The sequence below is a fragment of the Pseudarcicella hirudinis genome, from assembly GCF_900115665.1.
In the GTDB taxonomy this organism is placed as follows: domain Bacteria; phylum Bacteroidota; class Bacteroidia; order Cytophagales; family Spirosomataceae; genus Pseudarcicella; species Pseudarcicella hirudinis.
The window spans coordinates 195934-210670 of the sequence record NZ_FOXH01000011.1 but is presented as its reverse complement, the minus strand read 5'-3'; the positions used below and the strand labels follow the sequence as shown (position 1 = coordinate 210670).

General features: G+C 35.8%; 10 protein-coding genes. 2 read left to right on the top strand and 8 right to left on the bottom strand.

Annotation, left to right across the window (positions count from 1 at the left end; translation table 11 throughout):
* Positions 1 to 137 precede the first annotated feature (137 nt).
* The 4 genes from cas2 to BM179_RS17925 all read right to left on the bottom strand — a co-directional run bounded on the left by cas2 (position 138) and on the right by BM179_RS17925 (position 6790).
* On the bottom strand, positions 138 to 473 hold the full coding sequence (gene cas2, locus BM179_RS17940; protein ID WP_092018537.1) for a CRISPR-associated endonuclease Cas2: 336 nt from the start codon (positions 471 to 473) through the stop codon (positions 138 to 140).
* 37 nt (positions 474 to 510) lie between these two features.
* The gene (gene cas1, locus BM179_RS17935) at positions 511 to 1437 is read right to left on the bottom strand and encodes a type II CRISPR-associated endonuclease Cas1 (RefSeq protein ID WP_092018536.1); all 927 of its coding nucleotides are present in this window, start codon (positions 1435 to 1437) and stop codon (positions 511 to 513) included.
* Entirely contained in the window at positions 1434 to 5993 is a 4560-nt protein-coding gene (gene cas9 / locus BM179_RS17930; protein WP_092018535.1) for a type II CRISPR RNA-guided endonuclease Cas9, read from the bottom strand. Before cas9 ends, cas1 begins: the two co-directional genes overlap by 4 nt.
* A gap of 431 nt (positions 5994 to 6424) precedes the next feature.
* Positions 6425 to 6790: a hypothetical protein gene (locus tag BM179_RS17925; protein ID WP_092018534.1), complete on the bottom strand. Its 366-nt coding sequence runs from the start codon at positions 6788 to 6790 to the stop codon at positions 6425 to 6427.
* A gap of 138 nt (positions 6791 to 6928) precedes the next feature.
* Between BM179_RS17925 and BM179_RS17920 the strand changes: the two genes are divergently transcribed.
* Positions 6929 to 8122: a helix-turn-helix domain-containing protein gene (locus tag BM179_RS17920; protein ID WP_092018533.1), complete on the top strand. Its 1194-nt coding sequence runs from the start codon at positions 6929 to 6931 to the stop codon at positions 8120 to 8122.
* Positions 8123 to 8211: 89 nt separating this feature from the next.
* Positions 8212 to 9057, top strand: coding sequence for a C10 family peptidase (locus BM179_RS17915; protein WP_092018532.1), 846 nt, complete (start codon positions 8212 to 8214; stop codon positions 9055 to 9057).
* A 33-nt stretch (positions 9058 to 9090) separates the two neighbouring features.
* Here BM179_RS17915 and BM179_RS17910 read toward each other — a convergent pair whose 3' ends face one another.
* From BM179_RS17910 to BM179_RS17895, 4 genes are all read right to left on the bottom strand, one after another.
* On the bottom strand, positions 9091 to 9513 hold the full coding sequence (locus BM179_RS17910) for an EamA family transporter (protein ID WP_092018531.1): 423 nt from the start codon (positions 9511 to 9513) through the stop codon (positions 9091 to 9093).
* A gap of 170 nt (positions 9514 to 9683) precedes the next feature.
* Positions 9684 to 11354, bottom strand: a complete 1671-nt coding sequence (locus BM179_RS17905; RefSeq protein WP_092018530.1) for a S8 family peptidase — start codon at positions 11352 to 11354, stop codon at positions 9684 to 9686.
* Positions 11355 to 11443: 89 nt separating this feature from the next.
* Positions 11444 to 13318: a M61 family metallopeptidase gene (locus BM179_RS17900; RefSeq protein WP_092018529.1), complete on the bottom strand. Its 1875-nt coding sequence runs from the start codon at positions 13316 to 13318 to the stop codon at positions 11444 to 11446.
* 144 nt (positions 13319 to 13462) lie between these two features.
* Positions 13463 to 14683 carry an ABC transporter permease gene (locus BM179_RS17895; protein ID WP_092018528.1) on the bottom strand — a complete coding sequence of 407 codons (1221 nt, stop codon included), beginning with the start codon at positions 14681 to 14683 and terminating at the stop codon, positions 13463 to 13465.
* Between the last annotated feature and the right edge of the window lie 54 nt (positions 14684 to 14737).

Below are 14737 nucleotides of genomic sequence, written 5' to 3'. Positions count from 1 at the left end.
AGTTGTGAATTGCTTTCAAATTTCTAACTTCGACAAGAGCAACCTTGCATAGTGCAGATTGTCAGACACTTACATAAAAATAAGTGTATAAAAAATGAGTTATTCTACCTAATTAAAGGACAGAATAACTCATTTTTTTAAAACAATTCTAACTGCTGATTACCTATAGGTACTTCACTTGGTTTTTTTCCATAAAAAATTTCTATTTCTCCGAATTGTTTATCAGTGACACATAAAATTGCTACATGGCCATGTTCTGGCAGGATTTTCTTTACTCTTTTAATATGTGCTTCAGCATTTTCTCGACTAGGACAATGTCTAATATACATACTAAACTGAAACATCATAAAGCCATCTTTCAAGATTTGTTTTCTAAATCCTGAAGCTATTTTCTTTTCCTTTTTGGTTTCTGTTGGTAAGTCAAACAAAACTAAAACCCACATAATTCTATATGCATTTAGGCGTTCAAACATTTTACCTATTTTTCTATTTTATGAGGCCATTATTTTTTTAAAATATTATTTTATATGACAATTGTTTAGGATATATCATTACATTTTTACCTGTTTCGAAACTTCTCGCTAATGATGCCGTTGTGCGTTGCACTGCTATAGTTAATGGGCTTCTTTCTTTATCAATTTCTACATCCAGTACTGGTATTTTTAATAATTTGGCTTTTATTTCAGGACTCAGCTCATTGGTAATTACATCATTTTGTAGTATATCAATTATATAATTGTCAATAATAGGGCGATAAGGTTCCATTATGTCATCGGCCAAACAATAAGCGTTGTATTGATTTCTATGAAAGATTCCTAATGTTGGCAACAAACCACTACCTACTAAACTTCGTGCCACTATGGCACGTAAAATAGTATAACCATAATTTAATAGATGATTGGGGTCTTCCCCGAATCGTTCTCGTTTAAAACTATTAGCACCTTTAGTTAAAGCGGGAGATAGGGTTTTCCAATAATATTGAGCGGCTTGAGCTTCAGCATTTTCGGCATCACCGCTTTTTACATTTTTAGCTAATTGCTTCAAATACAAGTCATTTCTGTCAAAATTATCTAATACGATACCTTGGTTTTCTATTTTCATTTTAACAGTTTGTTGCCAAATCTGTTTTTTTAAGGGTTCTCCTGCCTCTATTTGATGTTTGAAAAGTTTTGATTGTTTGGTATGACCATCCAAATTAAGCATTAACCCTACTGGATGATGCTTATCATTACAGGTAATTAATGCCACGTTATTAGCTAATAATTTAGCTATAACTGTATGTGTAATGGTAATTTGCTGGTTGTCTAAAATCACCACAGCAATGTCTTCTATGGGGATGCTCTTGCTTTCATTTTGTTCCGGTAATCGTACTTCCAGTTGTTCTAACCTGGTTGATAAGTAAGCCGGATTGCCAAAGTATAACGTTCGCTTTATCATGATTTGGCTAGTCTAAGGTTTCCTAAGCGATCTGTTGTTAATTTCCAACAAACCGTTTTAATCATAATGGGTTTTTCTTTTTCATCGTAAATAGTACTTGATTTAATTAATTCAAGCATTCTTTCATTTTTATTATTTGAACCATTTTCATTTGAAATAATTTCTTTTGCATAATTATTTGTAACAAAATGCCCTTCACCACCAGTACAGCTGACAAATTTATAAATTCTAAAAAACTGCTCTTTCGTTAGATTTTCAAAATTGATTAGCGAAAGGTTTTCCATTTCATCCGCCGTTGGGATATACACCAAATCATTAGGAGAAAGTGTAAATAATAACTGATTGCCATCTTTATCTTTTTCCGGAGCAATTCTTATACCTTGTTTTTGACGTTCAATGGCTTCATTTAATGGAATAGTTTGATAACAACGTTTGCCATTTTTGTCTCTATAAATAGCAAAAAACAGATTGGTACCTTTAGCTGCTTCCACATATTTGTTAGACTTATTACCTGTCTGTCCTAAAGCAAATTTCCCACCTTCTTCGAATACACGTACTTTTTTGATAGGCTGATGTGATTTTCCATTATTCAATTGTTGTATATTTCTACTCAAGGCATCTAATCCTTCTTCTGAAAAAGCAACTTCATTAGCTGGTATTTTTTTGCCGTTTTCATCAATTGCACTTTGATAAATAGGTTGTCGTAAATGATTCATGAGTATTTTTTGAATACCTGTATCTGTTATTTTTCCTATTCGTTTTTCGTCAAACGTAGTATCTAAAGTTTTTCGGGTGGCACTGGCTTCTATTATTTCATAAATTTTTACACTTTCAGTCTCCTTTCCATTAACCGTTAATGGATTCTTTTTGAAATATTTTTTCAGTTCTTCTACATTATTATTTAACTCTTTAGCCTTTCGTTTGAGGATGGTTTTTATTTTCAAGTCTACTACATCCTCAATTTGCATTAATGCAGTACTCAATAGAACCGGATTCTCTTTTTCTCGTCTTAAAAACACTTTACCACTTACTGTTTCTGCGTGTAAAGGCTGGCGTATTGCCCAATTCTCTCCATTGATTTGTTTAGAACTTATTTTCTTACCATTTTCATATTTCTGATATCTGTTTATTGTTTTATTAATAATTCTGGTATCTTGTTTAAAACTTATTACAGTTTTTAATAGTTGATTTTTAGCATCTACGGTAAAGGTTTCCCAAGGTTTGTGGAATTCTTTCGGGACAATCTTCTTTTCACCTTTAATGAATACCTCTTCCATTATTCTTAACTTTGAAACCAAAGAATAATTTGTTCTTTCGGAATTAATAGAATTGAGATAATTAATATGGTCTTTAGTTATACATGCTATTACTAAAGCATCTAGTGCGTGGTGCCGATGATCTATTCGCTTCTTAGAAAACCCCTTAGAACTATTGTTAGGTACTGTGGTTTGAAATACTTTCTTACCTTGTTTGTCTTCCCATTGCCCAAATTCCGTTGAATTGGTAAGCATATTCAACCGCTCAAATCTTGGAATAATAATGCTATTCCATACATCATTTAAGCCCCAATCCTGTTTCATTTTGCTGGTAATTGCACCTGTAACAGGCACTATATTCTTAGAAGTAGCATCTTGTTCCAGATTTCCTTCTTTTTGCTCTCTAACTATTTTGCTTAAATAGTTTTTAATTACTTTGCTGATGTATCGGCTATCATTTAACTGACGATTGATAAACGATTCAGGAATTTCTTCACTCAATAAATTCTTTTGTTTGACTTTGTTCTTAGTAAAATATGTCTTGATATGGTTCTCATAGACATCAACCATTAAAATGTTCACAAATCCACCACCATTCAAATCAACTCTTACACCTCTATGCTTTTTAATAAATTCATAAGCCGTCATATTATCCTTCAGGCTATTTACCTCACTTTCGCAAATTATCTTATTGTTCATCGAATCATCAAAAAATCTCGACTGAGGAAAAATATGTTCTATTTGGTATTTGGTAGTAAATAGTTCGCCGAGTGATATTATTTCTCCAGTGTAAGGGGAGATGTAACCTTGTTCAAGCCATAATTTATAGCGTAGGATATCAGAGGTTGTAGGCTTGCTATTCTTGCGAATTTTATCAATCGCATCTAATTGGTCTTTCCTGTTTTCATTGAGGTAAATACCTTCTTCATAAATCTTTAAAATTTCTTGTTGAGAGAGTGAATAAGGTCGTACCTCAGCTATACCGTCATTTTTTAATTCTTCCAACAGGGCCTTAATACGGATATTTGTATTTTCGTTTTGCGAATTTTTTTCAGTTATTTGCTTACGTTTTTCAGCAGGATTCTTCATCTCTCTACCTAATTCCAAATGTATTTCATCAAAAAAACCTTCTTTACCCTTGCCATAGTATTTCCAAAGATCTCTTACTACTCGCAAAGTTTCAGTGATGACTTGTTCAACTATAGGGTTACGCAATAAGTGCTGTTTGAACTCATTTTTGAAATAATTGCTAATGTCATCAGGGTTTTTCCATTTAGTTGTATCACTACCTTCAGAGTGTTTGTCGTAGACAATATATGATGCTAACCAAAGAGGTAAGCCTTTGAAATTGTTAATTTCTGTAAGGTTTATGGCTTTTTCTCTTACTCTGTTTTTTATGTTCTCATCATACTCCCCTGTACATATTTTGTTGATTCTTTCTGTAGTTTTCGAGCCAATAGTTTCTACATTCCAATACTTACCCATACGCATTAAAGGCAATAGTTTCTTAATTGCTTTTGCAGAAAATGAACCGTATTCACTTTTATATGCGGGAAGATTGGAGAATTCTTTTGCAAATTCTTCTGGTAAATTATGCTTCTTTGTAAACTTGCCTATAGCACTTTCTATTTCTGCTCTATCATTTACCGAGTATTGAATATGCCACAAATCTTCTGTATTTTTTTTGTCAAAAAATGAAGCAGTCATACCTTCAATTTTAGCAGCTTTAGTTAAGAACAAAGCGCGGGTTTCATTACATGGGTACGTTTTATCTTCTACAAAATTCCAACGATATTTATCTTCTTTCAATTTATACTTAGCCAGAAATTGCTTTTGTGTGACGTCTTTTTTGTCATTTAGAAAATCATATAATGCTATCCAATCTTCTTCAGTTTTGAAAAACTCATTGGTAACATCCTCATCGAACTTTGTTATGCTATTCACCACTTTTTGTCTTTCAATAATCTTCAGATTTTTAACAAACTGCCATAATCTAAACTCTTGAAATAAAGGATGCGATTTAGCAATACATTTGATAGGCTCCTTTTCAATAGTTTGGTCTGCTTTTTTATAAAAACGAAACTCCAAGCTACAATCGCTAATCAAGCTGATTTTGCTTTTCAATGGTCGTTGATAAAAAATAATGTCTTCAATAAAGAGGTAATCAAAACCACGATTCTTTATATTGCTTTTGTGAGCTTCATTATGTTTGTATAATTCGTTAATGCATTTAATATATAAATCAGAGTCTTGAAGTTCTTTGTGAAACTCCATTTGTTTTTTTAGAATCTGCTCTAATTCTTGTTTATAAAATTTGCGCTCAATTGTCCTAATCAATTTCCCATTGATTTTTTGGGTAGGATTCTGAAGTAAAGTATTGTAAATAAATGTGCCTACTTCTTTGTTTGATTCCTCAATAATTTGTTCTGTTCTAATTTTCCTTAAGCCCCAATCGTCTTCTTTGGGTGAACGGAAACTTCTTATTTCTTCATTATATTTATTAAGTTTAACCTTTCCATTGTCATCCAATTCAGTGGTAACAATGAAATCTCTCTCTTTATCAATCCAATTTGATAAAGATATTTTACTCTCTCTTTTGTAGATCCAGCCATTTTCCAGAACCACATTATACCAAATACCACTTTTCCCTTTCTCTCCTTCAATAACATCTACCACTTTCAGGGTATAAAATTTGTTCATCTTTTTACTATTTTCATCCAGATCTTCACCACGCAACTGATAGTAGCCTCTCTTTTGATTAAAGTTTAATATCAACCATGCCAATTCTTCTTTCTTTATCTTTTGAGTTAAAGCCTTTTTACGGAGATAATAAATGGTCAAATCGTATGGGATTTTTACATTCTCCCAACCATTCTCTTTGAATTCCAAAAGCATTTCATGAAAGGATTGTTGAAATAAGAATTGATATTTTCCATTTTCATCTTTCTTATAGACCAACTTGGTTTCTGTTTCGGGTTTAAACTGACCATAATATTTAGTAAAATCAATACTATCCAAATAATGTTTAGGAAGAAATCCTAAAATATTCAAGACTCTATGTAATCTTTCTCTGCGTAGCAATTGACGTTGATTGAGCTTTCTTGTACTTCTATATCCTGTTCTTTCAGCAGTTTGGGAAATAGATACACCGCTGTCAAATTTTCCCAATACATCTTGTGACATTGGAATTATTCGACATCCTAATCCGAGTATATTGCCTTGGTGATTTTCCGAACTATAATTGATTAATGCCCAGCCAATGCTGTTAGTGCCTAGGTCAAGGCCAAGTATATTTTTCATATATCGCATGTTAAAATAATTTTAAGGGAAATTACTAAAAATAAGGTTTTTGATATAGCGTAGAAATACATGAAAATAAAATAGAGTAGAAATACGCTATTTTATATAAAAACTATCATTTATATTCGTAACAGAAATTGAAAGCAATTCACAATAAGGATTATTCCGTTGTGAAAACATCCAAGTTCGCCTCTCGACTTACCCTAACGGGAAACTGGGAGGCTTTTATTTTTTACTAGCTTTTATTCTATTGAATAATTTTAAAGCAGGGTATACCTTAATGCGGCAAATAAGAATTTAAGTGAGAAGGAGCTTTAAACGTTAAAGATTACCGTTTCGCATAGCAAAAAACTAAAAACATCAAGTGGTTTCATGATAATATCATCAGTTCACCCAACTTGCCATAACTTTATTTAACCTAAAACCTAAATCTATTTCCAGCGGACTGCTACGCCTTTGAGGTAAGTATCGGTAATATCGAGGCGAATAATTGCATTTGCACCATAATCAGCCATGAATTTCTTTGCTCTGCCAACCTGTTGCCCGGCATTCTTTCCTGAATTGTACAAATAGAAAATACCTATTTCATGATAAGGCCTTGAAGGATTTTGAGCGGCAAATACCTCTATAGAATCCGGAACAGTTGGTCTGAAATACTCTTCAGGATTTAGAGGAATGAATCTGTCCGGGAAAAAGTGATCAGTGCAGCCTGAAGTTCCTGCAACAATCATCAGTGAACAAATTGTGATGATATTGATCCTTTTGGATAAAATGATTAAAGGTTTGATAGCTTGCATGTTATAAATGGTGTAATATTGAGGAAAGAATATTTCAGTTACATAATTACAAAATATTAAAGAATGTCAGTAAAAATGGCAGCACAAAATCGAATAATTGAAATTCAGCTAAGGAATCCCCTGATTTAAGCATGTAAAATGATGTTTTCTATTACTTTTTTTGATCTGATTGTTTTACTGGGAATGATTCAGGGGATGGTCATGCTGACTATTTTACTTTTCAGCAAACCATCAGAAATAAGCAAAAATCTTTTATGTGGTATTCTTATTACGCTTGTGCTGTTAAGTTCAAAGATTTTGCTGCATACCCTGGGTTTATGGAATGTGAATACTTTTCGTTATTTCCCGCTTGCGATAGACACTGCCATTCAGCCTTTGTTTTACTTGTATGCCTGCGCGGCAACCTCCAGGAATTTTGTCTGGAAAACGATTTATTCCGGACATTTTATACCTGTTTTTGTATTTATGATATATGCCCTGGGGCTTTATTTTGTGGTATTGCCGGAACATAATTTTGCATTGAAAGACCAAATGGTTGAAAGAGCTTCTTTTCAACTGATCAAAGGACTTGAAGATTGGCTGGCACTTTTATCGGCCATTGTATATTGGGGACTTTCTTTTCTCCGGATCAGGAAATACAGGATATGGCTTTTTCAAAATGAATCAAATACCAGTTACCAGGAATTTACCTGGTTAAGGAATCTATTGGTACTTTCAGGAATTTTTGTCTTAGCTCTTGCTGCTATATCTCTCCTGGAAAATGTTCTTCCTTTTGGCCGCAGCCACTTTATCCATCTGGAGTTATTTTATCTTTTTATGGCTTTTCTTACCTATTTTCTGGGTCTGAAGGGTTATCAACTGTATAGCACTTCCAGGCAGTTTGATTTATTGCCGGTTTCCTTCGCGGGTACTGACTTTTCTGTTTTCCCGGACACTGAAAACGAAGAGGAAACACTGAAAGACAATCTGTCTTTGACAGAGAATAATATTGATTTTGAGACAATCAAGACCTGTATCATTCAGGTACTGAGTGAGGAAAAACTATTTCTTAATCCTGAATTGAGTCTGAAGGATTTAGCCCGGAAAATTAATTATCCTGCATCCTCGGTTTCAGCTGTAATTAACCAGTCTTTCCGGATGAATTTCAGAAGCCTTGTCAATGAATACCGTGTGGAGGAAGTGAAAAACAGACTTAGCAGTATGGAAGCAACGCACCTCTCATTGCTGGGAATTGCCCTGGACTGTGGTTTTAACTCTGAAGCAAGTTTCTACAGAGTATTCAGAAAGAACACAGGTTTGTCTCCCAACGACTTTATAAAATCCTTAAATTAGGTTTTATCGCCGGTTAATTTACACTCAAAACAGGTTTTGAGTGGGGAAAGTGTTTTTAAATACCTCACTTTACCGAAAAATTAATCGAAATGAAAAAAACAATTTTAGTGATTCTATCCGGCTTTTACAGCCTATGTTCGTATGGACAAATCAGCGCAGAGCAGACTGCCTGGCAGCAACCTGTAGATTTCAGTAAAAAAACATTTTTACTGAAAACGAATTGGGATCAATGGGGTGAATATGCCCGTTTTAGTCCTGACCATCAGGTATTGGGTTGCTGGAGTACAGCCCTGGCTCAGGTATTGTATTATCATCAGCTGAAACCCTTTGGTTCTGTGCAATATAATTGCACAAAAGGATATGCAGTGAGAGATACTTTAGAAAGACATTCGCTGAATTGGGCGGATTTTGTTCCGGAAATTACCCCTGGCTCTGCACCTGAAAAGAAAGAGGCAGTAGCGAGGTATATTTTCATGACTGCGGAGGCTATAAGGAAGGATTTCGGAACCGGGAGATATCTGGAAATGGTAAATCCTGTTCCTCAACTGGAAAAACATTTTCAATGTAAAGCTGAATTTTATACCTGCATAACAGGAGATATTCCATTCCCAAAACCTCAGATGGATGAAATAGTGAAGAATGAGAAGATTAGGCACCTGATTAAGGAAGACAGCGTCAGGCTGTTGATTCGAAATGAAATAAAAGCCGGAAGGCCTGTTTATTTCCATTTTGGTAACTTTAGTTCTTATGGGCATTCTACCGTAATCGATGGCTATCATGAGTTAAATAATACCTTTTTTGTGCATATCAATTATGGATCAAGTGGCTTTCGTACGGGATGGTATAATTTATTTGAACCAATTGATGTAAAGGATGATCTGCGTTTAAGAGCATTTGTGACCATTCGCCCGATTTTGCCAGCTGTCCGGAATTGATGGAGAACGATCTGAATTTGTCCTGAACAAGTATTATTTCCAGATCAGGACGATCATTCCAATGAGAATAAAACCTGCTCCGATCAATAATTTGGGGGTCAGAGGCTCTTTCAGCAGCGTAAAAGAAAGCAGAATGGTAATCAGAATACTTCCTTTATCGATTGCTGCAACATATGAAACCGTGCCCATTTTCATGGCTCTGTAATAGAAAATCCAGGATAGGGAAGTGGTTACACCTGAAAGGGCCAGAAAAAGTACACTTTTGGGAGTAAGGTTGGCAAAATCCTTTAATCCATGCCATGAAATCGTGTTGAGCCATACCAGCAGAAATACCACTGAAGTACGAATGGCTAATCCGAAATCAGAATTAATTTTAGAGATACCAAATTTGGCCAATACCGAAGTAAGTCCGGCAAATAAAGTAGATAAAAGCGCATAAATTAACCACTGTGGCATATCGTTCCGGATTTAATGAGTTTAATTTCTTTACTGCGGATGCGTCTCACAGACAATCTCTCAAAGTAATAATATATTTACGTTCTTTGAGCTAAAGAGCAATGTTTTAAGTAGAAAAAGCCTCTGAATATATCTTCAAAGGCTTTTTTTGATGGTTCTGAGCTTCAGCTTTATTCTGTATTTTTGATGATTTTTAAAGTACTGTTCTGCTTTTCGTTATAGATTTTTAAAAAGTAAATTCCCGGTGAAAAACTTTGAAAAGGAAGTGATTCAACTTCATTTTTAATTTCACCATTCCAGAGTATTTTTCCGTAAATATCAATTAAGGAAGCATAGAATGTTCTTCCATCATATTGTTCATTTTCCAGAGAAGGATTCTGAAGTGATGAAAAGGGATTCGGGAAGATTTTAAATCCTGTCTGGATTTCCTTTTCGGCAGCCAGAATATTTTTAGCTAATACCTCCGCTCTTTCAAAACTTGGAATACCATATCCCAGAAAAGCATCCGGTTTGGTAAACTGGCTTCCTGATTTTCGAAGAAAATCAATCACCTGCATGGCTGTAAGGGTTGGATTAGATTGCCAGAATCCGGCAACCATACCGCACAGAATAGGAGAGGAGAACGAGGTGCCGTTTGCAGTTGAAGTACCTCCTGAAGGAATAGCAACCACAGCACTTTGCCCCATATCGCTTAAATCCGGTTTAATTCTTCCATCAGCTGAGGGCCCTAAAGAACTGAAACTGGCATAAGCCTGATTGCGGTCAACTGCACCTACCGTAATAATCGAATCGGCATCGGCAGGAGTTGTAATATATTTCCAGGATTTATTCCCTTCATTTCCGGCACTGATTACACAAACTATACCCGCTTTTGCAGCCCAGCTGGCAGCTCTGGCTGCAATGGTTTTTTTGCCATTCATGTCTGCATACACATGATTTGTCTGTGCTTCATCAAATTCGTTGTAACCCAGGGAAGAATTTAATACATCAACTCCAAGGCTGTCGGCATATTCTGTGGCAAATAACCAGTTAGCCTCTTCTACCAGACTTTCCGAAGAACTGTCTTCTGTCCTGAAAAGGGCAAATGAAGCTTTATAGGCAGTTCCTATCAATTCTTTTTCCACGTATGCGGCCATAGTGCTTAATACTGCGGTTCCATGTGAGCCGGTATCATATACATTTTTGTCCTTCCCTACGAAATCATAAGTATCTACCACCCTTTTTTCATCGAACAAAGATTTAAAACAGGGTAATGTAGTTGCATTAAGAAAGCCCTCATCTAAAACGGCGATTAACATTCCTTCCCCATGAAATCCCCGCCTGTGCATTTCATTGGCAGAAATCATGGCTACCTGACTGAGAGAATTGCCGTAATCAGGTAATACATCTATCTTACCTTTTGTACTGGTTTTCTGACCGATTCTGCCTCCGGTTGAGAAAGGACTGTCTAAAGCTGTATTGCCTTCAATTCCTTTTACAAAACTAAGATTGAGGACTTTACGAAGTTTGGCAGTGTCGGCCTCAATCAGTACAGCATTCATCCATTTAGAAGTATACCGGACTGTTGCTCCTGTGGCTGAGATCGATTTCAGATAAGTCTGGTTGACAGGTAAATCTCTTTCAGTCAGACTGATATTTTGTTTTTTTCTACGTTCAATAGCACGTGCGGAAAGGAACTCAGCAGGTTTTGAAACAGAATAGGTAGAATTATTTTTGTCTTTCAATAAAACGAGGTACTTCCGGTTCTGGGCATTCAGCAAATTTGCCGAAAACAGCAGCGTCAGTACACAAACTGGTGTAAAGTTTTTTTTGAAAAACGTATTGATAAAAAATGTTTTCATGATTGTGCAATATTCGTATAAGATTTCCGCAAAGCCTTGAACTGCTGAAAATTATAAAGAAATTCAGAAATTCAAGGCTCCGGATGCGGCTATTTTTCCGGCGATAACCAGGCTTTTTGTAATGCCTTTTGAGCGTCGGTCGGGTTTTCTACCGGTGCAAGGACATTTTTCTGATCAATTTCAGGAATGAAAAGCTTGGTTGAAAGTTTCTTTTCTACTTTTGTTTCCGAACCTTCTTCTTTTCTCATAACCACCATATTTACCTCATCTCCTTCTTTGGCATTTTCCAGAAATTTAGAAACAGCATTTCTGAAATTACTCAGTTCCAGGCTTTCTCCATTCAATGAAACCAATTCATCGGCAGCCTGTAAGCCAAGAGCTTTTCCAAAAGCGTTGATGCCATTGTTGTTCACAAGGAAAATACGTTTGGTATCAGGATTTACACCAAGGTTATCTCTGGAAACACCGAATGTAATGGCTTTCACTTTGATGTCCTTTTTAAATTCAATGCCAACGCTTTTAAATGTTTCCTCTAAAGGTAAAGGCTCATTTCCTTCAACATATTTTGTGAAAAATGTGCGGATTTCAGGGAGTTTTGAAACTTCAGCAATTTTATCAAACAGTTCATCATCCTTAAATGACTTATCTTTTCCGAAATATTTAGATAAATCACGCATCAGATTTTGTGTACCGTATTTCCCGCCTGAAAGCTGACGTAATCTTATATCAAGGCATAAACCGATTAAAGCACCTTTTTCATATACATTGTTGTACTGGTCTTTGTATTTATCAAGTACATCGGCACTCATTACCGTAAACGGTGTTTTTTCATCGTATTTGTCAAGCATATTGGTGATCTTGCCCCTTAGCATTTCCATGTATGTGCCTAAGTCAATTAAGCCGTATTTCACCTGCATATGGCCTGCTGCGTATTCTGTTACACCTTCATACATCCAAAGATGTTTGGACATTTTTGGCTTGTTGTAATCAAAATCACCGATTTCCTCAGAATGGATACTTAAAGGGGTTACAATATGGAAAAATTCGTGTGCGCAAACGTCTTTTACCGTCTGAGAAAGTTCTTCCGCCGTAGCTTCAGGTAAGTAGTAAAATGAAGAATACGAATGCTCCAAAGCGCCATAACTTCCGTTTTTAAGGTTATCAGACAAAACAATCAGGAAAGCATATTTTTTGATAGGAAGTGTACCTCCCAGATATTCTTTTTGTGATTCAAGAAGGGTTTTGATGTTTGCAGCAATATCCTTTGAAGTCGCCATATGATTAGGAGAATACAAAGAAACGAGGATGTCGGCTCCGCCAATTTTCAAAATGGTTGTATCCGGTTTTGAGTACATAATCGGGGCATCTACCAGATCCATATAATTCGGAACAGTAAAAGTATCTTCACTGTCTGAAGTAGAGCTTGCTGTCAGAGAAGTAGAGCCATAAAACCCTGCCGGTTTACGAAAAGTAACCTGATAGGTATTTTTCTTTAAATCACTGAAATATCCGAAGAATCCATGTGTATTAATGGCAAAAAGTGTATCTTTTTCAATATCGGTTCCGGCCGGTTCAAAAACATATTCACCTGCGATTTCAGGTGAATCCCAGGTATCATCTACCAGGTAGGAAACCTTATAAAGAGATTTGGCATTTTTGATTTTATAACTGTTTTTATCCAGTTTTTCAACGGATAATTCTTTACCCTTTATATCAAAAGCCTTAAAATTGGAGGAATATCGGCCAAAATCATAATTAGCATAAGTACCCGGTACAATTTTAGGCAGGTTATAAACCGCTTCATTGCTGTTGAATTTAGGTGTAATCAGAGTCACTTCCAGTTTATCCTTGTTTACTTTGGTAAGATCTACTGTGAATTGATAATTAGCGGATTGCGCTGTTTTCTGTCCGAAAGCCGTCATTGCAGAAAATAACGCTATCGCCGTGAATAATTTAATTTTCATTTACTTTACCTGGTTTTTTAATTTAAAAGCATTTGAAAGGCATAAGATACAAGATATCAGATTTTAGCCTTTCAGGCAAAAGATCAAAGACACAATTTAATGAATACGCTCAATTATTGTATCCTTTTCCTGTATTCCTGAAATCTAACTCTTGAAGGCAATCGCCCGAACTGGTTGAATTCTGGTAATCACCAATGTTGGTATTAATAAAACAAACGAGACAAGTGCCAGTGTTGATACATTCAATAGTATGATTACCAGCCAATCCATTGAAATAGGTACAGTATTCATATAATAACTGGCCGGATCCAAAGGAATAATATGAAAGTATTGCTGTAAATAACATACTCCGATGCCGATCAGATTTCCATAAAGTAAACCTTTGATAATCATGGAGATTCCGTTAAAAATAAAAACTTTGCGGATTTGCCAGTCCGGACTGCCCAGGGCTTTTAAAAGGCCGATCATGGGAGTTCTTTCCATCATCAGTACCAGCAAAATGGAAATCATGTTGAAACTGGCCACAAAAGAAATCAGGATCAGAAAAATCAGCATATTCCGGTCAAGCATATCCAGCCAGTCGAACATTCCCTGATACATTTTTGTGACAGGGATCAGGCGCATATCGGGTTGGATCTTATTCTGCACTTTTTCAACGGCAAGGTTCAATTTGCTGAAATCTTTCACAAAAATCTCATAACTGCCTACAGAGTCGACCCCCCAGTTATTAATTCGCTGAATTAAAGAGATGTCTCCGATTATCAGGTTTTTGTCAAACTCTTCCAATCCTGTTTCATAAATTCCCTTAATGGTTAATTTCCGGGGTCTTTCCGGATTATTGAGAAAATAAATAATAGCATTATCTCCGGGTTTCAGCCGAAGTTTTCCTGCGATTTGCCGGCTGACAAGAATATCCCTGGAATAACCTGAATCAGGGAAAGCGATCATCTCTCCCGCAACCATATTGGGTGCAAACATTTTTGTGTCAAAATCCTTTCCGATACCTTTCAGAACAACTCCCGACAAATCTTCCTTTGTTTTTAATAATCCTGCCTTTTGTGCAACGGTCTGTATATGAGCGATTTCCGGGATGTTTCTGTAGTGTCTGTATAAATCTGATTGCTTCGTGATCGGATTTTCTTCATAGGAAGAATTTGCCGTAAACTTCGAAACTTTTATATGAGAACTAAGGCTGAAAACCTTTTGTCTGATGGCTCCTTTAAATCCGAAAAGCACTGCAAAAGCAATAATCATGACTGCCAGCCCAAGGGCAATACTGCCCACGCCTATACGGGTAACTGTTGCAGAAAATGATTCATTTTTTGTATCTTGTATTCGCCGGGAGATGAAATAAGCAAAATTCATAAGCTGTTCAGCTGATTCGATGGATAGGGAATTAAATCTTTAGATTGTATAAAA